General features: G+C 63.6%; 24 protein-coding genes. 22 read left to right on the forward strand and 2 right to left on the reverse strand.

What is annotated here, in order from left to right:
* Nucleotides 1-32: 32 nt before the first annotated feature.
* The 14 genes from ACVWZ5_RS20015 to ispD all read left to right on the forward strand — a co-directional run bounded on the left by ACVWZ5_RS20015 (nt 33) and on the right by ispD (nt 16192).
* Complete coding sequence (locus ACVWZ5_RS20015) at nt 33-536, forward strand: OmpH family outer membrane protein (RefSeq protein WP_023629834.1); 504 nt, start codon at nt 33-35, stop codon at nt 534-536.
* Nucleotide 537: 1 nt separating this feature from the next.
* A complete protein-coding gene (lpxD, locus tag ACVWZ5_RS20020) occupies nt 538-1593 on the forward strand; it encodes a UDP-3-O-(3-hydroxymyristoyl)glucosamine N-acyltransferase (protein WP_084942496.1) in 1056 nt (351 codons plus the stop codon).
* A gap of 112 nt (nt 1594-1705) precedes the next feature.
* A complete protein-coding gene (fabZ, locus tag ACVWZ5_RS20025; RefSeq protein WP_003252314.1) occupies nt 1706-2146 on the forward strand; it encodes a 3-hydroxyacyl-ACP dehydratase FabZ in 441 nt (146 codons plus the stop codon).
* The gene (lpxA, locus tag ACVWZ5_RS20030; RefSeq protein ID WP_084942497.1) at nt 2143-2919 is read left to right on the forward strand and encodes an acyl-ACP--UDP-N-acetylglucosamine O-acyltransferase; all 777 of its coding nucleotides are present in this window, start codon (nt 2143-2145) and stop codon (nt 2917-2919) included. The genes fabZ and lpxA overlap by 4 nt, the downstream gene beginning before the upstream one ends.
* 1 nt (nt 2920) lies before the next feature.
* Nucleotides 2921-4048, forward strand: coding sequence for a lipid-A-disaccharide synthase (gene lpxB / locus ACVWZ5_RS20035; protein WP_062574932.1), 1128 nt, complete (start codon nt 2921-2923; stop codon nt 4046-4048).
* Nucleotide 4049: 1 nt separating this feature from the next.
* On the forward strand, nt 4050-4673 hold the full coding sequence (gene rnhB, locus ACVWZ5_RS20040; protein ID WP_062574931.1) for a ribonuclease HII: 624 nt from the start codon (nt 4050-4052) through the stop codon (nt 4671-4673).
* Between the two features lie 167 nt (nt 4674-4840).
* The gene (gene dnaE / locus ACVWZ5_RS20045) at nt 4841-8365 is read left to right on the forward strand and encodes a DNA polymerase III subunit alpha (RefSeq protein ID WP_084942498.1); all 3525 of its coding nucleotides are present in this window, start codon (nt 4841-4843) and stop codon (nt 8363-8365) included.
* 105 nt (nt 8366-8470) lie between these two features.
* Nucleotides 8471-9418 (forward strand): acetyl-CoA carboxylase carboxyltransferase subunit alpha, encoded by a 948-nt coding sequence (locus ACVWZ5_RS20050; protein WP_062574930.1) that lies wholly within the window; start codon nt 8471-8473, stop codon nt 9416-9418.
* Between the two features lie 157 nt (nt 9419-9575).
* Nucleotides 9576-10859, forward strand: a complete 1284-nt coding sequence (tilS, locus tag ACVWZ5_RS20055; RefSeq protein ID WP_280070497.1) for a tRNA lysidine(34) synthetase TilS — start codon at nt 9576-9578, stop codon at nt 10857-10859.
* Between the two features lie 270 nt (nt 10860-11129).
* Nucleotides 11130-12758 carry a CTP synthase gene (locus ACVWZ5_RS20060; RefSeq protein ID WP_062574928.1) on the forward strand — a complete coding sequence of 543 codons (1629 nt, stop codon included), beginning with the start codon at nt 11130-11132 and terminating at the stop codon, nt 12756-12758.
* 3 nt (nt 12759-12761) lie between these two features.
* Nucleotides 12762-13607, forward strand: coding sequence for a 3-deoxy-8-phosphooctulonate synthase (gene kdsA, locus ACVWZ5_RS20065; protein ID WP_028690660.1), 846 nt, complete (start codon nt 12762-12764; stop codon nt 13605-13607).
* A gap of 152 nt (nt 13608-13759) precedes the next feature.
* The gene (gene eno, locus ACVWZ5_RS20070; RefSeq protein WP_028690659.1) at nt 13760-15049 is read left to right on the forward strand and encodes a phosphopyruvate hydratase; all 1290 of its coding nucleotides are present in this window, start codon (nt 13760-13762) and stop codon (nt 15047-15049) included.
* A 157-nt stretch (nt 15050-15206) separates the two neighbouring features.
* Nucleotides 15207-15488: a cell division protein FtsB gene (ftsB, locus tag ACVWZ5_RS20075; RefSeq protein WP_011535259.1), complete on the forward strand. Its 282-nt coding sequence runs from the start codon at nt 15207-15209 to the stop codon at nt 15486-15488.
* A complete protein-coding gene (gene ispD, locus ACVWZ5_RS20080) occupies nt 15485-16192 on the forward strand; it encodes a 2-C-methyl-D-erythritol 4-phosphate cytidylyltransferase (protein ID WP_062574927.1) in 708 nt (235 codons plus the stop codon). The genes ftsB and ispD overlap by 4 nt, the downstream gene beginning before the upstream one ends.
* Here ispD and ACVWZ5_RS20085 read toward each other — a convergent pair.
* Nucleotides 16131-17099: a LysR substrate-binding domain-containing protein gene (locus ACVWZ5_RS20085; protein WP_062574926.1), complete on the reverse strand. Its 969-nt coding sequence runs from the start codon at nt 17097-17099 to the stop codon at nt 16131-16133. The two genes, ispD and ACVWZ5_RS20085, sit on opposite strands and share 62 nt — an antisense overlap.
* A gap of 108 nt (nt 17100-17207) precedes the next feature.
* Between ACVWZ5_RS20085 and ACVWZ5_RS20090 the strand changes: the two genes are divergently transcribed.
* From ACVWZ5_RS20090 to rpoS, 8 genes are all read left to right on the forward strand, one after another.
* Nucleotides 17208-18320: an S-(hydroxymethyl)glutathione dehydrogenase/class III alcohol dehydrogenase gene (locus tag ACVWZ5_RS20090; protein WP_016712915.1), complete on the forward strand. Its 1113-nt coding sequence runs from the start codon at nt 17208-17210 to the stop codon at nt 18318-18320.
* A 10-nt stretch (nt 18321-18330) separates the two neighbouring features.
* Nucleotides 18331-19179 carry an S-formylglutathione hydrolase gene (gene fghA, locus ACVWZ5_RS20095; RefSeq protein ID WP_028690656.1) on the forward strand — a complete coding sequence of 283 codons (849 nt, stop codon included), beginning with the start codon at nt 18331-18333 and terminating at the stop codon, nt 19177-19179.
* A gap of 112 nt (nt 19180-19291) precedes the next feature.
* A complete protein-coding gene (gene ispF, locus ACVWZ5_RS20100) occupies nt 19292-19765 on the forward strand; it encodes a 2-C-methyl-D-erythritol 2,4-cyclodiphosphate synthase (protein ID WP_028690655.1) in 474 nt (157 codons plus the stop codon).
* The gene (gene truD, locus ACVWZ5_RS20105) at nt 19762-20820 is read left to right on the forward strand and encodes a tRNA pseudouridine(13) synthase TruD (RefSeq protein ID WP_457340806.1); all 1059 of its coding nucleotides are present in this window, start codon (nt 19762-19764) and stop codon (nt 20818-20820) included. Before ispF ends, truD begins: the two co-directional genes overlap by 4 nt.
* Nucleotides 20808-21557, forward strand: coding sequence for a 5'/3'-nucleotidase SurE (gene surE / locus ACVWZ5_RS20110; protein WP_280070498.1), 750 nt, complete (start codon nt 20808-20810; stop codon nt 21555-21557). The genes truD and surE overlap by 13 nt, the downstream gene beginning before the upstream one ends.
* A 38-nt stretch (nt 21558-21595) precedes the next feature.
* A complete protein-coding gene (locus tag ACVWZ5_RS20115) occupies nt 21596-22234 on the forward strand; it encodes a protein-L-isoaspartate(D-aspartate) O-methyltransferase (protein ID WP_162175259.1) in 639 nt (212 codons plus the stop codon).
* A gap of 184 nt (nt 22235-22418) precedes the next feature.
* Nucleotides 22419-23273 (forward strand): peptidoglycan DD-metalloendopeptidase family protein, encoded by an 855-nt coding sequence (locus tag ACVWZ5_RS20120; RefSeq protein WP_028690651.1) that lies wholly within the window; start codon nt 22419-22421, stop codon nt 23271-23273.
* 105 nt (nt 23274-23378) lie between these two features.
* Complete coding sequence (rpoS, locus tag ACVWZ5_RS20125) at nt 23379-24386, forward strand: RNA polymerase sigma factor RpoS (protein ID WP_011535249.1); 1008 nt, start codon at nt 23379-23381, stop codon at nt 24384-24386.
* A gap of 542 nt (nt 24387-24928) precedes the next feature.
* Here rpoS and fdxA read toward each other — a convergent pair.
* Nucleotides 24929-25252, reverse strand: coding sequence for a ferredoxin FdxA (fdxA, locus tag ACVWZ5_RS20130; RefSeq protein ID WP_028690650.1), 324 nt, complete (start codon nt 25250-25252; stop codon nt 24929-24931).
* Nucleotides 25253-25279: the final 27 nt, after the last annotated feature.

A 25279-nucleotide genomic window follows, 5' to 3' on the forward strand; every position in this document is an offset into this window, starting at 1 on the left:
CATAACGACAACGGATTATCCAGGAGTGCATCGTGCGTAAGTTGACCCAACTGGCCCTCGTGGCCGCGGCGCTGGTCGCCACCCCGGCTTTCGCCGAAATGAAAGTTGCCGTGCTGAACTATCAGATGGCTCTGCTGGAGTCCGACGCGGCCAAGAAGTACGCCGTTGACGCCGAGAAGAAGTTCGGGCCGCAACTGACCAAGCTCAAGGGCCTGGAAAGCAGTGCCAAGGGTATCCAGGACCGCCTGATCAAGGGCGGCGACAAGATGCCTCAGCCTGAGCGTGAACGCCTGGAGCTCGAGTTCAAGCAAAAAGCCCGCGACTTCCAGTTCCAGTCCAAGGAACTCAACGAAGCCAAGGCCGTGGCCGACCGCGACATGCTCAAGCAGCTCAAGCCGAAGCTCGACGGCGCTGTCGAGGAGGTGATCAAGAAGGGCGGTTTCGACCTGGTTTTGGAGCGTGGCGCGGTCATCGATGTCAAGCCTCAGTACGACATCACCCGTCAGGTCATCGAGCGCATGAACCAAGCCCGTTGATATGACCGTGACCATGACGCTCGGCCAGCTGGCCGAAGCCCTCGGGGCCGAACTCAGAGGCCCCGAGGCGCTGCAGATCACCGGGCTGGCCACCTTGCAGGAGGCCGGTTGCGGGCAGTTGAGCTTCCTGGCCAACAAGCAGTATCGCAAGTTCCTGGACGATTCCTCGGCCAGTGCGGTACTGCTCAAGGCCGAGGACGCCGAAGGTTTTGCCGGCAACGCCCTGATCGTTCCCGACCCTTACCTGGCCTATGCGCGCATTTCGCACCTGTTCGATCCGAAGCCCAAGGCTGTGGCGGGAATCCATCCCAGCGCCGTGGTGGCCGAGGATGCCCAGGTCGATGCCAGCGCCAGCATCGGCCCGTTCGCGGTGATCGAGAGCGGCGCGCGCGTTGGCGCCAATGTGACGGTCGGCGCGCACTGCTTCGTCGGTGCACGCTGTGTCATCGGCGAGGGTGGCTGGCTGGCTGCGCGTGTCACGCTGTATCACGACGTGACCATCGGTAAGCGCGTGGTCATCCAGTCTGGCGCGGTGATCGGTGGCGAGGGCTTCGGCTTTGCCAACGAGAAGGGCATCTGGCGCAAGATCGCGCAGATCGGCGGCGTCACCCTGGGTGATGATGTGGAGATCGGCGTGAACACCGCGGTAGACCGTGGCGCGCTGTCGGACACCCGCATCGGCGATGGCGTCAAGCTCGACAACCAGATCCAGATCGCCCACAACGTGCAGGTCGGCGACCACACGGCGATGGCGGCCTGCGTCGGGATTTCCGGCAGTACCCGCATCGGCAAGCATTGCATGATTGCCGGTGGTGTCGGGATGGTCGGCCACATCGACGTCTGCGACAATGTCTTCGTCTCCGGCATGACCATGGTGACCCGTTCGATTACCGAGCCGGGTGGCTATTCTTCCGGTACGGCCATGCAACCCTTGGCCGAGTGGCGCAAGAGCGCCGCTCGCATTCGCCAGCTGGACGAGATGTCCAAGCGTCTCCAGCAGCTGGAAAAGCGTGTCGACACCGTGACCTCAGGTGGCCAGCCGACATCAGAAGGCTGATACCATTTACTGAGCGAGCGTTACAGTCGCTAGCTGGCTCCTCTTTGGATCTGCAAAAGGAGCGTGTGGTCAGCACCTGCGCTCCCTATTCTTATACAGGCTTCCCCCCGAAATGATGGACATCAACGAGATTCGCGAATACCTGCCTCACCGTTACCCGTTCCTGCTCGTGGACCGTGTGACGGACCTGGACTTCGAGGCCCAAAGCATTCGTGCCTACAAGAATGTCAGCATCAACGAGCCGTTCTTCAATGGCCACTTCCCGGCGCATCCGATCATGCCGGGCGTGCTGATCATCGAGGCGATGGCCCAGGCGGCCGGGATTCTCGGATTCAAGATGCTCGACGCCAAGCCGGCGGACGGCACCCTCTACTACTTCGTCGGCTCCGACAAGCTGCGTTTCCGCCAGCCGGTGCTGCCGGGCGACCAACTGGTGCTGGAAGCCAAGTTCCTCAGCCGCAAGAGCATGATCTGGAAGTTCGAGTGCCGCGCCCTGGTGGACGGCAAGCCGGTCTGCTCGGCCGAGATCACCTGCGCGGAACGCTCCCTATGAGTTCGATTGACCCACGGGCGATCATCGACCCCTCGGCCAAGCTGGCCGAGGGCGTCGAGGTTGGTCCCTGGTCGATCGTAGGCCCCGATGTGGAAATCGGGGAGGGTACCGTCATCGGTCCGCACGTGGTGCTCAAGGGGCCGACCCGTATCGGCAAGCACAACCGTATCTACCAGTTTTCCTCGATCGGCGAAGACACCCCTGACCTGAAGTACAAGGGTGAGCCGACGCGCCTGGTGATCGGTGACCACAACGTGATTCGCGAGGGCGTCACCATCCACCGCGGCACCGTCCAGGACCGTTCGGAAACCACCCTGGGCGATCACAACCTGATCATGGCCTATGCCCACATCGGCCACGACAGCGTCATCGGCAACCACTGCATCCTGGTCAACAACACCGCGCTGGCGGGCCATGTGCATGTCGGCGACTGGGCGATCCTGTCCGGCTACACCCTGGTGCACCAGTACTGCCATATCGGCGCCCATGCGTTTTCCGGCATGGGTACCGCGATCGGCAAGGACGTACCGGCCTACGTCACTGTGTTTGGCAGCCCGGCCGAGGCGCGCAGCATGAACTTCGAAGGCCTGCGCCGTCGCGGTTTCGGCGATGAAGTGCTGCACGCCCTGCGTCGCGCCTACAAGATTGTCTACCGTCAGGGCCTGACCGTCGAAGAGGCGCTCAAGGAGCTGGATGAGCTGGTCACGCAGTTCCCTGAAGTCGATCTGTTCCGTCAATCGATCGCCAATTCCGCACGCGGCATCACCCGCTGATATGGCCCAGCTCTGCGTGGCGCTGGTCGCCGGCGAGGCCAGCGGCGACATTCTCGGTTCCGGCCTGATGCGCGCTATCAAGGCACGTCATCCCGATGTACGGTTCATCGGTGTTGGCGGTCCCTTGATGGAAGCCGAGGGCATGACCTCCTACTTTCCGATGGAACGCCTGGCCGTCATGGGCCTGGTCGAGGTGCTCGGGCGCCTGCGCGAGCTGCTCAAGCGGCGCAAGGAACTGATCCACACACTGATCGGCGAAAAGCCCGACGTGTTCATCGGTATCGATGCCCCCGATTTCACCCTCAATATCGAACTCAAGCTGCGTCAGGCCGGAATCAAGACGGTGCATTACGTCAGCCCGTCGGTCTGGGCCTGGCGACAGAAGCGCGTGCTGAAAATTCGCGAGGGCTGCGACCTGATGCTCACCCTGCTGCCGTTCGAGGCGCGCTTCTATGAAGAGCAGGGCGTGCCGGTGCGTTTCGTTGGCCATCCGCTGGCGGACACGATTCCCCTGGAGGCCGACCGTGGCGCGGCGCGTGCCGAACTGGGCCTGGGCGAAGGCCCGGTGATCGCGTTGATGCCTGGCAGCCGCGGCGGTGAGGTCGGACGCCTGGGAGCTTTGTTCCTTGATGCCGCCCAGCGCTTGCGCGAGTTGGTGCCCGGCGTGCGCTTCGTGCTGCCGTGCGCGAATGCCGCCCGGCGCGCCCAGGTCGAGCAGATGCTCGAAGGACGCGAACTGCCACTGACGCTGTTGGACGGCCGCTCGCACCAAGCGTTGGCTGCCTGTGACGCGGTGCTGATCGCCTCCGGCACCGCCACCCTGGAAGCGATGCTGTACAAGCGGCCGATGGTCGTGGCCTACCGCTTGGCGCCGCTGACCTACTGGATCCTCAAGCGCATGGTCAAGAGCCCGTACGTGTCGCTGCCCAACCTGCTGGCCCAGCGCCTGCTGGTACCGGAGCTGTTGCAGGACGCCGCTACCAGCGAAGCCCTGGCACAGACCCTGGCGCCGCTGGTCAAGGACGGTTCACAGCAAACCGACAGCTTCGACCAGATCCACCGCACCTTGCGCCGCGACGCCTCCAATCAGGCGGCCGACGCGGTGCTCGCCCTGTTGAAGGACCGCTGAGATGCAGATGGGACTGGATTTCAACCTAGTTGAAGAGCTGGTGGCCGGCGTCGACGAAGTGGGCCGTGGCCCGCTGTGCGGCGCGGTGGTCACCGCGGCGGTCATTCTCGACCCGCGCCGACCGATCCTCGGCCTGAACGACTCGAAAAAGCTCACCGAGGCCAAGCGCGACGTGCTGTTCGACGAGATCTGCGAGAAGGCGCTGAGTTTCTGCATCGCTCGCGCCGAGGTCGAGGAAATCGACCGACTGAATATCCTCCATGCGACTATGCTGGCCATGCAGCGTGCGGTCGAAGGGTTGCACGTCACGCCGAAGCTGGCACTGATCGATGGCAACCGCTGCCCGAAGCTTTCGGTACCGGCTGCGCCTGTGGTCAAGGGTGACTCGCAGGTGCCGGCGATCGCCGCTGCATCGATCCTGGCCAAGGTCACCCGCGATCGCGAGATGAGCGCGTTCGAGCTGATCTACCCAGGTTATGGGATCGGCGGGCACAAGGGGTATCCGACTCCAGTGCACCTTGAGGCCCTGGCCCGGCTTGGGCCAACGCCCATTCATCGGCGCTCGTTCGCGCCGGTTCGGGCCGCATGGGAAGCCCGTGAAGGCATTTCCACCTCGCTGATCTGATCGGCGCCGTTCATCGCGGGGCAAGCCCGCTCCCACGTCGATCTGTGTGGGGGCGGGCTTGCCCCGCGATGCATTCTGCAACCAACCGCTGACCTCCAGGCGAGGCAAGCGAAGAGCAATACGCTACAATCCCGCCCTTGTCGTTCAGCACTGCTACAGGATCCTCCATGCCGGTCTCCTTCGTTCACCTTCGCGTGCACTCCGAATTCTCCCTGGTCGACGGCCTGGTACGGATCAAGCCGCTGGCCAAGGCCCTGGCCGGGATGAACATGCCGGCGGTGGCGATCACCGACCAGAGCAACATGTGCTCGCTGGTGAAGTTCTACAAGACCGCCATGGGCGCCGGCATCAAGCCGATCTGCGGCGCCGACCTGTGGTTGGCCGGGGCCGATTCCGAGGCGCCGCTGTCGCGCATCTGCTTCCTGGCCATGAACCCCAAGGGCTATCGCAACCTCACCGAACTGATCTCCCGTGGCTGGACCGACGGCCAGCGCAACGGCCTAGTGATCATCCAGCGCGACTGGATCGCCCCGGCCAGCGAGGGGCTGATCGCCCTGTCGGCAGGCAAGGAAGGCGATATCGGCCTGGCCCTGATGGCCGGTCGCCAGGACGAAGCCGAAGCCCTGCTCGGCGACTGGATGGGCATGTTCCCGGACCGCTTCTATGTCGAGTTGCAGCGTACCAATCGCGCCGGTGACGAAGAGTACGTGCACGCCGCCGTGGCCCTGGCCGACAAGCTCGGCGCCCCGCTGGTGGCGACCAACGATGTGCGCTTCATCAAGCAGTCGGATTTCGACGCTCACGAGACCCGCGTGTGCATTGGCGAGGGCTGGACCCTCGACGACCCGCGCCGCCCGCGCGGCTACAGTGACCAGCAGTACCTCAAGTCGCCCGAAGAGATGGCCGAGCTGTTCAGCGACCTGCCGGACGCCATCGCCAACACCGTGGAGATCGCCAAGCGCTGCAACATCACCGTGCAGCTGGGCAAGTACTTCCTCCCCGATTTTCCGACGCCCAACGGCATGGGCATCGACGACTACCTGCGTCACGTCTCCCACGAAGGCCTGGAGGAGCGCCTGGCGGTGCTCTGGCCGAAAGAGACCACGCCCAATTACGAAGAGAAGCGCCAGGTCTACCTGGACCGCCTGAAGTTCGAGCTGGACATCATCATCCAGATGGGCTTCCCAGGTTACTTCCTGATCGTTATGGACTTCATCAAGTGGGCGAAGAACAACGATGTGCCGGTCGGCCCGGGCCGGGGGTCGGGTGCCGGCTCGCTGGTGGCCTATGTACTGAAGATCACCGACCTCGACCCGCTGGCCTATGACCTGCTGTTCGAGCGCTTCCTGAACCCAGAACGTATTTCCATGCCCGACTTCGACGTCGACTTCTGCATGGATGGCCGTGACCGGGTGATCGACTACGTGGCCGAGGCCTATGGCCGCAACGCGGTGAGCCAGATCATCACCTTCGGCACCATGGCCGCCAAGGCGGTGGTGCGCGACGTGGCGCGTGTGCAGGGCAAGTCCTACGGCCTGGCCGACCGCCTGTCGAAGATGATCCCGTTCGAAGTGGGCATGACCCTGGAGAAGGCCTACGAACAGGAGGAGATCCTGCGTGACTTCCTCAAGGGCGACGAGGACGCACGCGAGATCTGGGACATGGCCCTCAAGCTCGAAGGTGTCACCCGTGGTACCGGCAAGCACGCCGGTGGCGTGGTAATCGCGCCGACCAAACTCACCGATTTTTCGCCGATCGCCTGTGACGAAGAGGGCGGCGGCCTGGTAACCCAGTTCGACAAGGACGACGTCGAGGCTGCGGGCCTGGTGAAGTTCGACTTCCTCGGCCTGCGGACCCTGACCATCATCAAGTGGGCGATGGAGATCATCAACCGCGAGCAGGCCAAGAAGAACCTGCCCGACATCAACATCGACTTCATCCCGCTGGACGACCGCAAGACCTACGAACTGTTGCAAAAAGCCGAGACCACGGCGGTGTTCCAGCTCGAATCCCGTGGCATGAAGGAGCTGATCAAGAAGCTCAAGCCCGACTGCCTGGAAGACCTCATCGCACTGGTGGCGCTGTTCCGTCCGGGCCCGCTGCAATCGGGCATGGTGGACGACTTCATCAACCGCAAGCACGGCCGGGCGGAGCTGGCCTACCCGCACTCCGACTACCAGTACGAAGGTCTGAAACCGGTACTCGCGCCTACCTACGGCATCATCCTGTACCAGGAACAGGTGATGCAGATCGCCCAGGTGATGGCCGGCTACACCCTCGGTGGCGCCGACATGCTGCGCCGGGCCATGGGTAAGAAAAAGCCCGAGGAAATGGCCAAGCAGCGGGGTGGTTTCATCGAAGGCTGCGTGGCCAACAACATCGATGCGGACCTGGCCGGTAACATTTTCGACCTGGTAGAGAAATTCGCCGGCTACGGCTTCAACAAATCCCACTCCGCCGCCTACGGCCTGGTGTCGTACCAGACCGCCTGGCTGAAAACCCACTACCCGGCGCCGTTCATGGCCGCGGTGCTGTCGGCGGATATGCACAACACCGACAAGGTGGTGGTGCTGGTCGAGGAAGTGCGCAGCATGAAGCTGCGCCTGGACGCGCCGGACGTGAACTTCTCGGACTTCAAGTTCACCGTCAACAACGATGGCCGCATCGTCTATGGCCTGGGGGCGATCAAGGGAGTCGGCGAGGGGCCGGTGGAGGCAATCGTCGAGGCCCGCGCCCAGGGCGGCCCGTTCAAGGACCTGTTCGACTTCTGCGAGCGTATCGACCTCAAGCGGGTCAACAAGCGGACCCTCGACGCGCTGATCCGCAGTGGTGCGCTGGACCGCCTGGGGCCGCATTTCCATGACGAGATCAAGGCCTATCAGGCCAACATCGACATCAACCGTGCAACCTTGCTGTCGGCGCTGGGCGAGGCGGTCAAGGCTGCCGAGCAGGCCGCCCATACCGCGGACAGTGGCCACGTCGACCTGTTCGGCGGCATGTTCGACGAGGCGGATGTCGACGTCTACGCCAACCACCGCAAGGTGCGCGAGCTGACGCTCAAGGAACGCCTCAAGGGTGAAAAGGACACCCTTGGCCTGTACCTGACCGGCCACCCGATCGACGAATACGAGACCGAGATCCGCCGCTTCGCCCGCCAGCGCATCGTCGACCTCAAGCCGGCCCGCGACACCCAGACCATCGCCGGCATGATCATTGCCCTGCGGGTGATGAAGAACAAGAAGGGTGACAAGATGGGCTTCGTCACCCTGGATGACCGTTCCGGGCGCATCGAGGCCTCGCTGTTCGCCGATGCCTTCATGGGCGCCCAGGCCCTGCTGCAGACCGACGCCATGGTGGTGGTGGAGGGGGAGGTGAGCAACGACGACTTCTCCGGTGGCCTGCGCCTGCGGGTCAAGACCGTGATGACCATGGAGGATGCCCGGACCAAGCTGGCCGAGAGCCTGCGCCTGAAGGTTGGTCACGACGCGCTCAAGGGCGATCGTCTGAAATGGCTGGGCGAGCTGATCACCCGGCACCGTGGTGGTTGTCCGATCACCCTGGAGTACACCGGCAGCGACGCCAAGGCCATGCTGCAGTTTGGCGACCAGTGGTCGATCGACCCGGCCGATGGGTTGATTCAGGCGCTGCGTGACCAGTTCGGGCGTGAGAACGTCTTCCTGCAATACCGTTGAAACGACGCATTTTAATCTCGACCTTTATGCGCCTGATCCCTTAAGGTAGGGCGCCAAACGGATCAACCGGCCGGCCGCCTGGCCGTAGACCCAAGACGGAAGCCTATGAACCCGAATTTCCTCGATTTCGAACAGCCGATTGCCGACCTGCAAGCCAAGATCGAAGAGCTGCGCCTGGTGGGTAACGACAACTCGCTGAACATCAGCGATGAAATTGCCCGTCTGCAGGACAAGAGCAGCACCCTGACCGAGAGCATCTTCGGCAACCTGACCAGCTGGCAGATCGCCCGTCTGGCCCGTCACCCGCGCCGTCCTTACACCCTCGACTACATCGACCACATCTTCACCGAGTTCGAGGAGCTGCACGGCGACCGTCACTTTGCCGACGACGCCGCCATCGTCGGTGGCACCGCGCGCCTGGACGACAAGCCGGTCATGGTCATCGGCCACCAGAAAGGCCGTGAAGTGCGTGAGAAGGTACGCCGCAACTTCGGCATGCCGCGCCCTGAAGGCTACCGCAAGGCCTGCCGCCTGATGGAAATGGCCGAGCGTTTCAAGATGCCGATCCTGACCTTCATCGACACCCCGGGCGCCTATCCGGGCATCGATGCCGAAGAGCGCAACCAGAGCGAGGCCATTGCCTGGAACCTGCGCGTGATGGCGCGCCTGAAGACGCCGATCATCGCCACCGTGATCGGTGAAGGCGGTTCCGGCGGCGCACTGGCCATCGGCGTGTGCGACCAGCTGAACATGCTGCAGTACTCCACTTACTCGGTAATTTCGCCGGAAGGTTGCGCCTCGATCCTGTGGAAGACCGCCGACCGCGCGGCCGATGCCGCCGAGGCCATGGGTGTCACCGCCGAGCGCCTGAAGAGCCTGAACATCGTCGACAAGGTCATCCCGGAGCCGCTGGGCGGCGCCCACCGTGATCCGGCGAAGATGGCGGCCAATGTTCGCGCCGACCTGATCGAACAGCTGGACATGCTCGGCAAGCTCGACAACGACGCGCTGCTCAAGCGCCGTTACGATCGCCTGATGAGCTACGGCCTCTGATGGATTCCGGGGGGCCGCTTCGCGGCCCTTTCGCGACACAAGGCCGCTCCCACAGGATGGCGTCAGTTTCGAATACTGCGCAATCTTGTGGGAGCGGCCTTGTGTCGCGAAAGGAGCGCAAAGCGCCCCCGGCGATCTCAAGCCCTGTGAGGCCCTGATGCTCAACCTCACCCCCTGGCTCAACGCCCCCGCCTGGTACGTCGCCTTCTCCGGTGGCCTGGACTCCACCGTCCTCCTGCACCAGCTCGCCGACTACACTCGCAACCACCCCGCGCCCCCTCTGCGCGCCATCCATGTCCATCACGGCCTGCAAGCCGCCGCCGATGCCTGGCCCGATCACTGCCGAGCGGTGTGTGCTGCACTGGGTGTCGAACTCGATGTGGTCCCTGTCCAGGTCGCTCCCGGCGCCAGCCTCGAACAGGCGGCCCGCAATGCCCGCTACGGCGCCTTCGAACAACGGCTGGGCGCAGGCGAAGTGCTGTTCACCGGCCAGCACCGTGACGATCAGGCTGAAACCCTGTTGTTCCGCCTATTGCGCGGTGCCGGCCTGCGTGGTCTGTCTGCCATGCCGCAACAGCGGCCGCTGGGCCAGGGCAGCCTGGTGCGCCCATTGCTGGGGATGTCGCGCCAGCAGTTGCAGGCTTACGCCGACAGGCACGGGCTGGTATGGGTCGACGACCCTTCCAACAGCGACACCACCTTCGCTCGCAACTTCCTCCGTGGCGAGGTTTTCCCGATGCTGCGCCAGCGCTGGCCCCAGGCCGAAGCCAATCTGGCGCGCAGCGCGGAACACCTGGGCGAGGCATTGGGCCTGCTGGATGAGCTGGCCGCCAGCGACCTGGCGAGTGCATGCGACAATGCGCCGCTGCCCTGGCTGGGGTTGGATTCACTCAGCCTCGAGGCGCTCACCGCACTATCCCCGGCGCGTCAACGCAACGCCTTGCAGTTCTGGCTCAGACAGCGCACCCGCCTGCCTGACAGCCGCCACTGGACCGGCTGGAACGATCTGCGCGACGCGGCGGCCGATGCCTGTCCGGTCTGGTGTCTGACCGACGGCGAACTGCATCGCAGCCATGGACATATCTGGTGGCTGAGTGGCGATTGGCTGGCTGTGGTGTCGGGTGATTACCCCTGGCTGGACGGCGCGCAACCGTTGCGCCTGCCGGGCAATGGCAGTGTCCGTCTGATGTCGGCCCCGTCGGGTGAAGGCCTGCACATCCGCTACCGCCAGGGCGGCGAGATCATGCAACTGCCTGGTCGCGGTCGGCGCGATCTCAAGCGCCTGCTCAACGAGCTGCAGGTCCCGCACTTCGTGCGCCCGCGACTGCCGCTGCTGTATCGCGGCGAGCAGTTGCTCGCGGTGGCCAACCTGCCCGAGCTGGCGCAGGCGGATTGTCTGTTGCACTGGCAGCCGCCGACGAACGTGCAAGGTTTGAGCTGAAGGGTACATTCGGGTAGACTACCCTCCCTTCTTGATACAGCTTCTGTGGGTTGCGCAAAAACACAGAGGTTGCCGATTACCAAGCAGTTTTTTGCTGGGCTGATTTCTTAAAATGACGAGCGAGCTCCATGCCGGGGACACCCCTGGTCTGTACAGACGCGGCAGTTTTTCGAGATGCACTGTGATTGACGCAGGTGATCGGGGGCTTCGGCCTTCCTTCGCTTTCTCCGGCGGCCCATGCCGCCTTAACGCAGACTTCTAGGGTTTTTCATGACGCGCTACATATTCGTCACGGGCGGTGTTGTTTCTTCATTGGGGAAAGGCATTGCCTCGGCTTCCCTGGCGGCCATCCTGGAAGCGCGGGGGCTCAAAGTCACCATGCTCAAGCTGGACCCGTACATCAACGTCGACCCGGGCACCATGAGCCCGTTCCAGCACGGTGAAGTATTCGTCACCCACGACGGCGCCGAGACCGACCTTGACCTGGGCCACTACGAGCGGTTCATCCGCACCACGATGACCCAGAACAACAACTTCACCACCGGCCGCATCTACGAGCACGTGCTGCGCAAGGAACGCCGTGGTGATTACCTGGGCGCGACCATCCAGGTCATCCCGCACATCACCGACGAGATCAAGCGCCGCATCATCAAGGGCGCCGGCGATGCCGACGTCGCGCTGGTCGAGATCGGCGGCACCGTGGGCGACATCGAGTCGCAACCGTTCCTCGAGGCGATCCGCCAGCTGCGCGTCGAAGTGGGCTCCAAGCGCGCCATGCTGATGCACCTGACCCTGGTCCCGTACATCGCCACTGCCGGCGAGACCAAGACCAAGCCGACCCAGCACTCGGTCAAGGAGTTGCGCTCCATCGGCCTGCAGCCCGATGTGCTGATCTGCCGCTCCGACCACCCGGTCGATGCCTCGTCGCGTCGCAAGATCGCGCTGTTCACCAACGTCGAAGAACGTGCGGTGATCTCGCTGGAAGATGTCGACACCATCTACAAGATCCCAGGCGTACTGCACGCCCAGGGCCTGGACGACTTCGTCGTCGAGCGCTTCGGCTTGCAGTGCAACAGCGCCGACCTGTCCGAGTGGGACAAGGTCGTCGATGCCAAGCTCAACCCTGAGCAGGAAGTGACCATCGCCATGGTCGGCAAGTACATGGAGCTGCTGGACGCCTACAAGTCGCTGATCGAAGCGATGAGCCACGCCGGCATCACCAACCGCACCAAGGTCAACCTGCGCTACATCGACTCCGAGGACATCGAGAACCAGGGCACCTGCCTGCTCGAAGGCGCCGACGCCATCCTGGTCCCGGGCGGTTTCGGCCTGCGCGGCGTGGAAGGCAAGATCACCGCGGTGCAGTACGCCCGTGAGAACAAGGTCCCGTACCTGGGCATCTGCCTGGGCATGCAGGTGGCCGTGATCGAGTTCGCCCGCAACGTGATGGGCTGGAAGGACGCCAACTCCACCGAGTTCGACCGCAACAGCGGCCACCCGGTTGTCGGCCTGATCACCGAATGGGCCGATGCCACCGGCGCGGTCGAGACCCGTACCGAAGCCTCCGACCTGGGCGGCACCATGCGCCTGGGCGCCCAGGACTGCCAGCTGGCGGCCGGCTCCAAGGTTCACGACTGCTACGGCAAGGACGTGATCACCGAGCGCCACCGTCACCGCTACGAAGTCAACAACGTCCTGCTGCCGCAACTGGTCGACGCCGGCCTGGTGGTTTCCGGCCGTTCCGAGGACGGCGCGCTGGTCGAAGTGGTCGAGTCCAAGGACCACCCATGGTTCGTTGCCTGCCAGTTCCACCCGGAGTTCACCTCGACCCCGCGTGACGGCCACCCGCTGTTCAGCGGCTTCGTCAAGGCGGCCCTGGCACAGAAGAACAAGGCCTGATCCATGACTCAGAAGATCATTCGCGTCGGTAACATCGAGATCGCCAACGACAAGCCGTTCGTCCTGTTCGGCGGCATGAACGTCCTGGAGTCCCGTGACCTGGCCCTGAAGGTCTGCGAGGAGTACGTGCGGGTGACCGAGAAGCTCGGCATCCCGTACGTGTTCAAGGCCAGCTTCGACAAGGCCAACCGTTCGTCGGTCAACTCGTACCGCGGCCCCGGCATGGAAGAAGGCCTGAAGATCTTCGAGGAGATCAAGCAGACCTTCAATGTGCCGGTGATCACCGACGTGCACGAGCCCTACCAGTGCGAGCCGGTGGCCAAGGTGTGCGACATCATCCAGCTGCCGGCCTTCCTGTCGCGCCAGACCGACCTGGTCGTGGCGATGGCCAAGACCGGTGCCGTGATCAACATCAAGAAGGCGCAGTTCCTCGCGCCCCACGAGATGAAGCACATCCTCGCCAAGTGCGTCGAGGCCGGCAACGACCAGCTCATCCTCTGTGAGCGCGGTTCGAGCTTCGGCTACAACAACCTGGTCGTGGACATGCTCGGCTTTGGCATCATGAAGCAGTTCGAGTACCCGGTGTTCTTCGATGTGACCCATTCGTTGCAAACCCCAGGTGGTCGCGCCGACTCCGCCGGCGGCCGCCGTGCTCAGGTCACCGACCTGGCCAAGGCTGGCATGAGCCAGGGCCTGGCGGGTCTGTTCCTCGAGGCCCACCCGGATCCGGACAACGCCAAGTGCGACGGTCCGTGTGCCCTGCGCCTGGACAAGCTGGAGCCGTTCCTGGCCCAGCTCAAGCAACTGGACGACCTGGTGAAAAGTTTTCCGACGGTAGAAACCGCGTAAAGCGCTTTTCTCGGGTAAAGTACCGCCCGTTCCACCCCTGACCTTTCGGTCAGGGGCTCCCTTCGCCAGGCCTGCCCGTGCCATGTCGCCTGGTGAACGGCAAGAATTCCCAAAGCTGCGTTGTTTTCGTCAATTCTGGAGTGCTTACAACAATGGCAAAGATCGTCGACATCAAAGGTCGTGAAGTTCTCGATTCGCGTGGCAACCCCACCGTGGAAGCCGATGTACTGCTCGACAACGGCATCATCGGCAGCGCCTGCGCGCCGTCGGGTGCTTCCACTGGCTCGCGCGAAGCGCTGGAGCTGCGTGATGGCGACAAGAGCCGTTACCTGGGCAAGGGCGTGCTGAAGGCCGTCGGCAACATCAACGGCCCGATCCGCGACCTGCTGCTGGGCAAGGACCCGGCCGACCAGAAAGCCCTGGACCGTGCCATGATCGAACTGGACGGTACCGAGAACAAGGCCAAGCTGGGCGCCAACGCGATCCTGGCCGTATCCCTGGCCGCCGCCAAGGCCGCTGCCCAGGACCTGGACCTGCCGCTGTACGCCCATATCGCCAACCTCAATGGCACCCCGGGCCAGTACTCCATGCCGGTGCCGATGATGAACATCATCAACGGCGGCGAGCACGCCGACAACAACGTCGACATCCAGGAGTTCATGGTGCAGCCGGTTGGCGCCAAGACCTTCTCCGATGGCCTGCGCATGGGCACCGAGATCTTCCACCACCTCAAGGCTGTACTGAAGGCCCGTGGCCTGAACACTGCCGTCGGTGACGAAGGTGGCTTCGCGCCGAACCTGGCTTCCAACGAAGACGCCTTGGCAGCCATTGCCGAAGCTGTCGAGAAGGCCGGCTACAAGCTGGGCACCGACGTGACCCTGGCCCTGGACTGCGCGGCTTCCGAATTCTATGAAGACGGCAAGTACAACCTGTCCGGTGAAGGCAAGTCGTTCGACGCCGAAGGCTTCGCCGAGTACCTGAAGGGCCTGACCGAGCGTTTCCCGATCATCTCGATCGAAGACGGCCTGGACGAGTCCGACTGGGCCGGCTGGAAGATCCTGACCGACAAGATCGGTGCCAAGGTGCAACTGGTTGGCGACGACCTGTTCGTGACCAACACCAAGATCCTCAAGGAAGGCATCGAGAAGGGCATCGGCAACTCGATCCTGATCAAGTTCAACCAGATCGGCTCGCTGACCGAGACCCTGGAAGCCATCCAGATGGCCAAGGCCGCCGGCTACACCGCGGTGATCTCGCACCGTTCCGGTGAAACCGAGGACTCGACCATCGCCGACCTGGCCGTGGGTACCGCCGCCGGTCAGATCAAGACCGGTTCGCTGTGCCGTTCCGACCGCGTCAGCAAGTACAACCAACTGCTGCGTATCGAAGAGCAACTGGGCGCCAAGGCTGTATATCGCGGCCGTGCCGAGTTTCGCGGCTGAGCAAGAGATGGTAAAAAGGCAGCAGCCGGGGCCGGCTGAACGTTCGCACTGATCGTTCGGTCGTTTCCACGGGTTTCTGTCGACGAAGCCTGGCCTCGGCCAGGCTTCGTGCTATCGGAAGCTCGCTGCGGCGGCCTTTTTTACCCTGGATATCTTCATGCGCAGTCCCTATTGGTTGTTCCTCGTCCTGCTCCTGCTGCTCGGCGGCCTGCAATATCGCCTTTGGGTAGGCAATGGCAGCCTGGCGCAAGTGACCGAACTCAAGCAGCAGATCGCCGACCAGCATGCGGAGAACGAGCGCCTGCTGGAGCGCAATCGCGTGCTCGACGCTGAAGTCCTGGAATTGAAGAAAGGTATGGAGACCGTGGAAGAACGGGCTCGTCATGAACTGGGGATGGTCAAGGAGGGCGAAACCCTCTACCAGCTGCCGCAGAAATGACACATGAACTGCCGGCCTTCTGGGCCGTGATTCCCGCCGCGGGCGTTGGTGCCCGCATGGCTGCCGACCGTCCCAAGCAGTACCTGCAACTGGGCGGGCAGACGATTCTCGAGCACAGCCTCGACTGTTTCCTGGACCATCCCATGCTCAAGGGCGTGGTGGTCAGCATTGCCGAACAAGACCCTTACTGGCCCGGCCTGCGCTGCGCCAACGACCCGCGTATCCAGCGCGCTCCAGGCGGTCGCGAGCGCGCCGATTCGGTGCTCAACGCGCTGTTGCTGCTGCACGCCCAGGGCGCATCGGATGACGACTGGGTGCTGGTGCACGACGCCGCGCGGCCGAACCTGGCGCGCAGCGATCTGGACAAATTGCTGTCAGCTCTTGCTGAAGATCCCGTCGGCGGATTGCTCGCCGTTCCCGCCCGGGACACGCTCAAGCGTGCCGACGGCGAGGGCAGGGTGGCGGCCACGGTCGATCGCAGCACCGTCTGGCAGGCGTACACCCCGCAGATGTTCCGCCTTGGCATGCTGCATCGGGCGCTGGCCGAGTGCCTGGTGTCCGATGTGGCGGTCACCGACGAGTCGTCGGCCATCGAATGGGCCGGTAATGCGCCGCGCCTGGTCGAAGGGCGCAGCGACAACATCAAGGTGACCCGTCCGGAAGACCTGGAGTGGCTGCGCCAGCGCTGGGCCGGGCGCCGCTGAGCGCCTGCGGGGGAGTAGTGCGATACTCCGGCAACTGTGCCAACCCTTCCTTCAGGTAGTCGACCAGCCTGCGCACCTTCGGCGACAGATGCCGTTGCTGTGGATACAACGCCCACACCGCCGTATTCGGCGGCTGATGGCCCTCCAGCAACGACACCAGCGCGCCGCTGTGCAAATGCTCGAGCACGTAGTAGTCCGGCAACTGGCACAGCCCCATGCCTTGCAGCGCCGCGTCCAGCACCGCCTGGCCGCTGTTGCAGCGCCAGTTGCCCTGCACCCGCTGGCTGATCTCGCGTCCCTCCTGCTGCAGCGCCCACAGGTCCGAACTGCCCACCAGGCAGTTGTGCCGCGCCAGCTCCGACAGGCTGTGCGGTCGACCATAGCGCTCCAGGTAGGCCGGCGACGCGCACAGGTACATGCGCCGAGGCGCCAGGCGCGTGGCCACCAGCCGCGAATCCTGCAGCCGTCCCAGGCGGATCGCCAGGTCCATGCCTTCGTGCAGCAGGTCGAGGGTACGGTTGCTCAGCTCCACTTCGACCCGCAACTGCGGGTACTGCGCCATGAAGCGCGTCACCAGCGGCACGATGAAGCGTTCGCCATAGGCCACCGCGCAGGTCATGCGCAGCAGGCCCTTGGGCTCGCTGGCCAGGTCGCCCATGGCCCGCAGCGCCTCCTCGCGGCCGTCCTGCAGGCGCTGGCAGTGCTGGAGAAAGGTCTGCCCGGCTTCGCTCAGGGTCACCCGCCGGGTGCTGCGGTACAGCAAACGCGTCTGCAGGCGTTCCTCCAGGCGGGCGATCTGCCGGCTGATGTGCGAGGACGACACCCCAAGGTGTTCGGCGGCGGCGGTGAACTGTCCCGATTCGGCCACCGCGACGAACTCGTCGATGCCTTCCCAGCGGCTGCTCATGGATTATCCCTGTATGGCAATAATGTTTTGTGAGTGACTGGATTATTCATCAAAAGGCGGTGAATTACACTGCAAGCCAGCAACCCTTACCTTTTCTGGAGACCTTTGATGATCAAGTCCCGCGCCGCCGTCGCCTTCGAGGCCAAGAAACCCCTGGAAATCGTCGAAGTGGACGTGGCCATGCCCAAGGCCGGCGAAGTGCTGCTGCGCGTTGTCGCCTCCGGTGTCTGCCACACCGACGCCTATACCCTGTCTGGCGCCGACCCGGAGGGCATCTTCCCGTCGATCCTTGGCCATGAGGGTGGTGCGATTGTCGAAGCCGTAGGCGAAGGCGTCACCTCGGTGGCGGTCGGTGACCATGTGATCCCGCTGTACACCCCGGAATGCGGCAAGTGCAAGTTCTGCCTGTCGGGCAAGACCAACCTGTGCCAGGCCATCCGCGCCACCCAAGGCAAAGGCCTGATGCCCGACGGCACCACCCGCTTCAGCTACAAGGGTCAGCAGCTGTTCCACTACATGGGCACCTCGACCTTCTCCGAGTACACCGTGCTGCCGGAAATCTCCGTGGCCAAGATCCAGAAGGAAGCTCCGCTGGAAAAGGTCTGCCTGCTCGGTTGCGGCGTGACCACCGGCATCGGCGCGGTACTCAACACCGCCAAGGTCAAGCCGGGTGACACCGTGGCCATCTTCGGCCTCGGCGGCATCGGCCTGTCGGCGGTGATCGGCGCGGTCAAGGCCAAGGCTTCGCGCATCATCGCCATCGACATCAACCCGGCCAAGTTCGAGATCGCCCGCCAACTGGGCGCCACCGACTGCATCAACCCGAAAGACTACGATCGCCCGATCCAGGAAGTGATCGTCGACCTCACCGACGGCGGCGTCGATTTCTCCTTCGAGTGCATCGGCAACGTGCAACTGATGCGCGCAGCGCTGGAGTGCTGCCACAAGGGCTGGGGCGAGTCGGTGATCATCGGCGTCGCCGGTGCCGGCCAGGAAATCGCCACCCGGCCGTTCCAGCTGGTCACCGGCCGCGTCTGGCGTGGTTCGGCCTTCGGCGGCGTGCGGGGTCGCAGCGAGCTGCCGAGCTACGTCGAGATGTCCGAGAAGGGCGAGATTCCGCTGGATACCTTCATCACCCACACCATGGGCCTGGAGGACATCAACAAGGCCTTCGACCTGATGCACGAAGGCAAGAGCATCCGCAGCGTGATCCACTTCTGAGGGCCTCGCCATGACCCTGGAAAACCTCTCCTGCCAGAAAAGCTTCGGCGGCTGGCACAAGCGTTACCGGCACAGCTCCAAGGTACTCGGCTGCGACATGGTGTTTGCCGTCTACCTGCCGCCCCAGGCCGAGCAGGGCGAAAAGCTGCCGGTGTTGTACTGGCTCAGCGGCCTGACCTGCACCGACGAGAACTTCATGCAGAAGGCCGGTGCCCAGCGCCTGGCTGCGGAACTCGGGTTGATCATCGTTGCCCCGGATACCAGCCCGCGTGGCGAGCAGGTGCCGGGCGACCCGGACGGCGCCTGGGACTTCGGCCTGGGCGCAGGGTTCTACCTCAATGCCACCCAGCAGCCCTGGGCCCAGCATTACCGGATGCACGACTACGTGGTGGAGGAGTTGCCGGCCCTGATCGAGGCGCACTTCCCGGCGTCGGACCAGCGCAGCATCAGCGGCCATTCCATGGGTGGGCATGGCGCGCTGGTCTGCGCCCTGCGCAACCCAGGGCGTTACCGTTCGGTGTCGGCGTTTTCGCCCATCAGCAATCCGATGGATTGCCCGTGGGGCGAGAAGGCGTTTTCCCGCTACCTGGGGGAGGACCGTGCGCGTTGGCGGGAGTGGGACGCCAGCGTGTTGCTGGCCGAGGCAGGGGAGTGCCCGCCGTTGCTGGTGGACCAGGGCGATCGCGATGACTTCCTCGAGAAGCAGCTCAAGCCGCAAGCGCTGGAGCAGGCGGCGCGCAAGGGTGGTCATGCGCTGACCCTGCGCCTGCAGCCGGGTTATGACCATAGCTACTATTTCATCGCCAGCTTCATCGATGAGCACCTGCGTCATCATGCGGTGGCGTTGGGCAGGGTCTGACACCGCCTGCAACTTTCTGTCGGAGCCGGCTTGCCGGCGATGGGCTGCGAAGCAGCCCCATTACCTCAAAAGCAGGTAGAATCACGCCCTGACTCAATCAGGGCGTTTTTCTATGCGTATTGGCCACGGCTACGATGTCCACCGTTTCTGCGACGGTGATTTCATTACCTTGGGCGGGGTGCGTATCCCCCACAAGTTCGGCCTGCTGGCCCACTCCGACGGAGACGTGCTGCTGCACGCCCTGAGCGATGCCCTGCTCGGCGCTGCGGCGTTGGGCGACATCGGCAAGCATTTCCCCGACACCGACCCGCAGTTCAAGGGCGCCGACAGTCGCGTGCTGCTGCGCCACGTGGTCGCCGTCGTGCGCGACAAGGGCTGGAAGGTCGGCAACGTCGACGCCACCATCGTCGCCCAGGCGCCGAAGATGGCCCCGCATATCGAGACCATGCGCCAGCAGATCGCCGCAGACCTGCAGGTCGAACTCGACCAGGTCAACGTCAAGGCCACCACCGAAGAAAAGCTGGGCTTTACCGGCCGCGAGGAGGGCATCGCCGTGCATGCGGTCGCCCTGCTGCTGCCAGCATGACCGAACTGGAACTGCTGGGGCCGCGGGCCTCGGGCGAAGCCTTGGGCACTGCGGTGCTCAAGGCGGTGGCCGAAGACTTTCAGGTCGATGAAGTCCTCGATATCCCGCTGTCTGGCCAGGGCGAACACCTGTGGCTGTGGGTCGAGAAGCGCGACCTCAACACCGAGGAAGCGGCACGCCGCCTGGCCCGCGCCGCCGGCGTGTCGGTGCGCGCCATCAGCTATGCCGGCCTGAAGGACCGCCAAGCTTTGACCCGCCAGTGGTTCAGCCTGCACCTGCCGGGCAAGGCCGACCCCGACCTGTCCCGCGCCGAGGACGGCACCCTGCGGGTGCTCAAGCAGGTGCGCCACCAGCGCAAGCTGCAGCGTGGGGCGCATTCGGCCAATGGTTTTACCTTGCGCCTGACCGCGCTGCAGGCCGACCGCCCGGCCCTCGATGCCCGCCTGGAGCAACTCAAGCAGCAGGGTGTGCCTAATTACTTCGGCAGCCAGCGTTTCGGGCATGCCGGCGGCAACGTGCATGATGCCCAGGACTGGGCTGCACGCCAGGCATTGCCCGAGCAGCGCAACGTGCGCTCGCGGCTGTTGTCGGCCGGGCGCAGCTACCTGTTCAACCAGGTGCTGGCGGCTCGGGTGGCCGATGGCACCTGGCAGCGCGCCCAGGTCGGCGACCTGCTCGCGTTCACCGACAGCCGCAGTTTCTTCCCGGCGGGGGAGGCCGAGTGCAGTGACCCGCGCCTGGCCATTCTCGACCTGCACCCCACCGGCCCGCTGTGGGGCGAAGGGCAATCGCCTTGCGCCGGCGCGACCCAGGTGCTCGAGAGCGAAGTCGCCGCGCGTCATCCGGCGTTGTGCCAATGGCTGGCGCGAGCGGGCATGGATCACGAACGGCGCATCCTGCGGCTCCCTATTGGGCGTCTGTCGTGGCATTATCCCGAGCCTGATATCCTGCAACTGGAATTCGTCCTTCCGGCCGGATGCTTCGCCACCGTGGTGGTGCGCGAACTCGTCGATCTGGTGCCGGCAGGGCAGACGGACAGCCCATGCGTATTCTGATTTCGAATGACGACGGTGTTACCGCACCCGGCATCGCCGCGCTGCATGAAGCGCTGGCGGATTACGCCGAGTGCGTGGTGATTGCCCCGGATCAAGACAAGAGCGGCGCCGGCAGTTCGCTGACGCTCGATCGGCCGCTGCACCCGCAGACCCTGGCCAACGGCTTCATCAGTCTCAACGGCACGCCCACCGACTGCGTGCACCTGGGGCTCAACGGCCTGCTGCCGGAACCCCCCGACATGGTGGTGTCCGGCATCAACCTGGGCGCCAACCTGGGTGACGACGTGCTGTATTCCGGCACGGTCGCCGCCGCCCTGGAAGGGCGTTTCCTCGGCGGCACCTCGCTGGCCTTCTCGCTCCTGTCGCGCCTGCCCGACAACCTGCCGACTGCCGCCTATATCGCCCGGCGGCTGGTCGAGGCGCAGTCGCGCCTGGAGCTGCCACCGCGCACCGTGCTCAACGTCAATATCCCCAACCTGCCGCTGGAGCACATCCGTGGCATCCAGCTCACCCGCCTGGGACACCGGGCGCGTGCCGCGGCGCCGACCAAGGTGGTCAACCCGCGGGGCAAGGAAGGCTACTGGATCGCCGTGGCCGGCGATGCCGAGGACGGCGGGCCGGGTACCGATTTCCATGCAGTGATGCAAGGCTACGTGTCGATCACGCCGTTGCAGCTGGATCGCACCTTCAACGATGCCTTCGAACGCCTCGACGGCTGGCTGGAGGGCGTGCTCTGATGCGCGAACAGGACGATCTGCAGCGTCGCGGCATCGGCATGACTTCCCAGCGTACCCGGGAGCGGCTGATCCAGCGCCTTTACGAGGAAGGCGTGTCGAACGCCAAGGTGCTCGAAGCCATCCGCCGTACCCCGCGCCACCTGTTCGTCGATGAAGCCCTGGCCCATCGTGCCTACGAGGACACGGCACTGCCGATCGGCCACAACCAGACGATCTCCCAGCCGTTCATGGTCGCGCACATGAGCGAGCTGTTGCTGGAGGCCGGGCCCCTGGACAAGGTGCTGGAGATTGGCACCGGCTCGGGCTACCAGACGGCGATCCTGGCCCAACTGGTGGAACGGGTGTTTTCGGTTGAGCGAATCAAGGTCCTGCAGGACCGGGCCAAGGAGCGCCTGGTCGAGCTCAACCTGCGCAACGTGGTGTTCCGCTGGGGAGACGGCTGTGAGGGGTGGCCGGCGCTGGCGCCGTACAACGGCATCATCGTCACCGCGGTCGCCCCGGAGGTGCCCCAGGCATTGCTCGACCAGCTGGCACCGGGCGGGCGCATGGTGATCCCGGTCGGTCCGGCGGGGGAAACCCAGCAACTGATGCTGATCGTGCGCGAAGAACATGGCTTTTCGCGCCGGGTGCTCGGGGCCGTGCGCTTCGTGCCCCTGCTCAACGGCCCGCTGGCCTGAGTGGCGCAACGGAATATTTGCGTCGGCGACGAATTCTTGCGTCTGGCCCCTGTCTATCTGGCGTGGCGATATTCGTACACCGATCAGGCCAATTGCGAGTCACCCCTGGCAGGGTGGCTCGGTTATAATTGAAACAATATTGCATTTTGTATCGTCATTATTTGACAGCATGAGGGGAGCGCGGGTGGGTCACACAGGCATGCGGCAGCGCAAGGAACGGTCGGTATTGAAGCTTCTGGTGATTGCGCTGGCCATGGGGACCCTGCTGGCTGGCTGTTCCAGCACCAGCTCCAACGGCGCCCGCGTGGTCGATCGCAACAATACCGCGCCCAAGCGCCCGACCGTCACCTCGGGGCAGTACATCGTCAAGCCCGGCGATACGCTGTTCTCCATCGCCTTCCGCTATGGCTGGGACTACAAGGAGCTGGCGGCGCGCAACAACATTCCCGCCCCCTACACCATTCGACCGGGTCAGCCGATTCGTTTCAGTAGCGGCGTGGGGGGGAGCACCACGGTTGTCAGCAGCCCTTCTTCGTCGAGCAAGACCACCGTCATCCGCCGACCGGTCGCGACCACCGTACCGGCGACCGGTAATGGCAAAAGTGCCACTACTGCCTCTTCCACCACCTCGCAAACGGTTGCCCAGGTGCCCGCCGCAGAGCGCGCCGTGGGCGGTTGGACGTGGCCGGCGAACGGGGTGCTGATTGGTAAATTTGCTTCAAACGGTAGTTTGAATAAAGGCATTGATATCGCCGGTGATTTGGGACAGCCTGTTTTTGCTGCGTCTGATGGAGCGGTGGTCTACGCCGGCAGTGGCTTGAGGGGCTATGGCGAGCTCATCATCATCAAACACAGCGATACCTACGTCAGTGCCTACGGTCACAACCGCAGGCTTTTGGTTCGGGAGGGGCAGCAGGTCAAGGCAGGGCAGACGATCGCAGAAATGGGGTCCACGGGCACTGATCGGGTGAAGCTGCATTTCGAGATTCGCCGCCAGGGCAAACCCGTCGATCCTCTCCAGTTCCTGCCACGCCGTTGATCAATGTCCCAGCCTGTTCCTTGGATGTAGAGGGGACAGGCTCCAGCGCTGCCATGGAAGGGTGACGCTCGAGTCTGAGTTCGAACTCAGCAAAGGACTATAACAATGGCTCTCAGCAAAGAAGTGCCGGAGTTTGACATCGACGATGACCTCCTTCTGATGGAGACAGGCATCGTTTTGGAAACGGATGTGGTGTCAGACGAACCTGCTGTACCTTCGGTTCGGACCAAGTCGAAACAGGGCGCGTCGCTCAAGCAGCACAAGTACATCGACTACAGTCGCGCACTTGATGCCACTCAACTGTATCTCAATGAAATCGGCTTCTCGCCCCTGCTTTCGCCAGAGGAAGAAGTGCATTTCGCGCGCCTGTCGCAAAAAGGCGACCCGGCCGGTCGCAAGCGCATGATCGAAAGCAACCTGCGCCTGGTGGTCAAGATCGCCCGCCGTTACGTCAATCGCGGCCTGTCGTTGCTCGACCTGATCGAGGAAGGCAACCTGGGCCTGATCCGTGCGGTGGAGAAATTCGACCCCGAGCGGGGCTTCCGTTTCTCGACCTACGCGACCTGGTGGATCCGCCAGACCATCGAGCGGGCGATCATGAACCAGACCCGCACCATTCGCCTGCCCATCCACGTGGTCAAGGAGCTCAACGTCTACCTGCGCGCTGCCCGTGAGCTGACGCAAAAGCTCGACCACGAGCCGTCGCCGGAAGAAATCGCCAGTCTGCTGGAGAAACCGGTGGCCGAGGTCAAGCGCATGCTTGGCCTGAACGAGCGGGTGTCCTCGGTGGATGTCTCGCTCGGGCCTGACTCCGACAAGACGCTGCTCGACACGCTTACCGATGATCGCCCCACCGATCCGTGCGAACTGCTGCAGGACGACGACCTGTCGCAGAGCATCGACCAGTGGCTGGGCGAACTGACCGACAAGCAGCGCGAGGTGGTGGTGCGGCGTTTCGGCCTGCGTGGGCATGAAAGCAGCACCCTCGAGGATGTGGGCCTGGAGATCGGCCTGACCCGCGAGCGCGTCCGGCAGATTCAGGTCGAAGGCCTCAAGCGCCTGCGCGAGATCCTCGAGAAGAATGGCCTGTCCAGCGAGTCGCTGTTCCAGTAGTCACTGACGTGCACCAGGCAAACGCCCCGACTTGTTCGGGGCGTTTGCGTTTTTAGCGCAGGCGCCAATCTGGTTGGCTGACCTGACACCATCGCGGGGCCTCACTCCCAACCCCATAGCCTGTCACCTGCGAAGTATTTACTTCTCCACCCTCGTAGCATCGCGTGTAAGCATTCGCTTACTCGTCATGTAAGCGATCGCTGTAGGGATCAGTAAATCAATGTCGTTTCCAGTGGCGTACTTTTTCTAACTATATGAAATATATAGGTTTTATAAACATCAAAAGATGTGTCGTCTGAATCATCCTGAGATATTCGTCGCTTGTTCCGTACCGAGGAATCGCTAGTATTCGAACTGTGTCAAGGGACAGACACAGGCCTTCAAGGATGACGGCCAGGGACATCGCGGGACGCGATTCATCAGGATGATGATTGGGACATACAGGGACTACGGAAAAAATGTGGGCGGGTCAAACCGCCCCTTTTTTTTGTCCGGCGAAAATGAAAAAGGCCCTTTCGGGCCTTTTTCGCAACTGGGCGCGATCAGCGCTCCAGATCGGCAATCTTGCCAGTCTTGCCGTCCCACGCTTCGGCGTCCGGCAGGGCGTCTTTCTTCTCGGTGATGTTCGGCCAGATCTCCGCCAGCTCGGCGTTCAGCTCGATGAAGTTCTCCATGCCGGACGGCACTTCGTCTTCCGAGAAAATCGCCTGGGCCGGGCACTCCGGCTCGCACAGCGCACAGTCGATGCACTCGTCCGGGTGAATCACCAGGAAGTTCGGGCCTTCGTAGAAGCAGTCCACCGGACAGACTTCCACGCAGTCGGTGTACTTGCATTTGATGCAGTTGTCGGTGACGACGAAGGTCATTTCTAATTCTCTCCTCAGGCGACGGCA

It is taken from the genome of Pseudomonas sp. TE6283 (assembly GCF_054060555.1).

Excerpts from the sequence above, each read along its gene's own strand:
- lpxD (WP_084942496.1), top strand. The coding sequence starts at position 538 with ATGACCGTGACCATGACGCTCGGCCAGCTGGCCGAAGCCCTCGGGGCC.
- fabZ (WP_003252314.1), top strand. The coding sequence starts at position 1,706 with ATGATGGACATCAACGAGATTCGCGAATACCTGCCTCACCGTTACCCG.
- lpxA (WP_084942497.1), top strand. The coding sequence starts at position 2,143 with ATGAGTTCGATTGACCCACGGGCGATCATCGACCCCTCGGCCAAGCTG.
- lpxB (WP_062574932.1), top strand. The coding sequence starts at position 2,921 with ATGGCCCAGCTCTGCGTGGCGCTGGTCGCCGGCGAGGCCAGCGGCGAC.
- rnhB (WP_062574931.1), top strand. The coding sequence starts at position 4,050 with ATGCAGATGGGACTGGATTTCAACCTAGTTGAAGAGCTGGTGGCCGGC.
- dnaE (WP_084942498.1), top strand. The coding sequence starts at position 4,841 with ATGCCGGTCTCCTTCGTTCACCTTCGCGTGCACTCCGAATTCTCCCTG.
- ACVWZ5_RS20050 (WP_062574930.1), top strand. The coding sequence starts at position 8,471 with ATGAACCCGAATTTCCTCGATTTCGAACAGCCGATTGCCGACCTGCAA.
- tilS (WP_280070497.1), top strand. The coding sequence starts at position 9,576 with ATGCTCAACCTCACCCCCTGGCTCAACGCCCCCGCCTGGTACGTCGCC.
- ACVWZ5_RS20060 (WP_062574928.1), top strand. The coding sequence starts at position 11,130 with ATGACGCGCTACATATTCGTCACGGGCGGTGTTGTTTCTTCATTGGGG.
- kdsA (WP_028690660.1), top strand. The coding sequence starts at position 12,762 with ATGACTCAGAAGATCATTCGCGTCGGTAACATCGAGATCGCCAACGAC.
- eno (WP_028690659.1), top strand. The coding sequence starts at position 13,760 with ATGGCAAAGATCGTCGACATCAAAGGTCGTGAAGTTCTCGATTCGCGT.
- ftsB (WP_011535259.1), top strand. The coding sequence starts at position 15,207 with ATGCGCAGTCCCTATTGGTTGTTCCTCGTCCTGCTCCTGCTGCTCGGC.
- ispD (WP_062574927.1), top strand. The coding sequence starts at position 15,485 with ATGACACATGAACTGCCGGCCTTCTGGGCCGTGATTCCCGCCGCGGGC.
- ACVWZ5_RS20085 (WP_062574926.1), bottom strand. The coding sequence starts at position 17,099 with ATGAGCAGCCGCTGGGAAGGCATCGACGAGTTCGTCGCGGTGGCCGAA.
- ACVWZ5_RS20090 (WP_016712915.1), top strand. The coding sequence starts at position 17,208 with ATGATCAAGTCCCGCGCCGCCGTCGCCTTCGAGGCCAAGAAACCCCTG.
- fghA (WP_028690656.1), top strand. The coding sequence starts at position 18,331 with ATGACCCTGGAAAACCTCTCCTGCCAGAAAAGCTTCGGCGGCTGGCAC.
- ispF (WP_028690655.1), top strand. The coding sequence starts at position 19,292 with ATGCGTATTGGCCACGGCTACGATGTCCACCGTTTCTGCGACGGTGAT.
- truD (WP_457340806.1), top strand. The coding sequence starts at position 19,762 with ATGACCGAACTGGAACTGCTGGGGCCGCGGGCCTCGGGCGAAGCCTTG.
- surE (WP_280070498.1), top strand. The coding sequence starts at position 20,808 with ATGCGTATTCTGATTTCGAATGACGACGGTGTTACCGCACCCGGCATC.
- ACVWZ5_RS20115 (WP_162175259.1), top strand. The coding sequence starts at position 21,596 with ATGACTTCCCAGCGTACCCGGGAGCGGCTGATCCAGCGCCTTTACGAG.
- rpoS (WP_011535249.1), top strand. The coding sequence starts at position 23,379 with ATGGCTCTCAGCAAAGAAGTGCCGGAGTTTGACATCGACGATGACCTC.
- fdxA (WP_028690650.1), bottom strand. The coding sequence starts at position 25,252 with ATGACCTTCGTCGTCACCGACAACTGCATCAAATGCAAGTACACCGAC.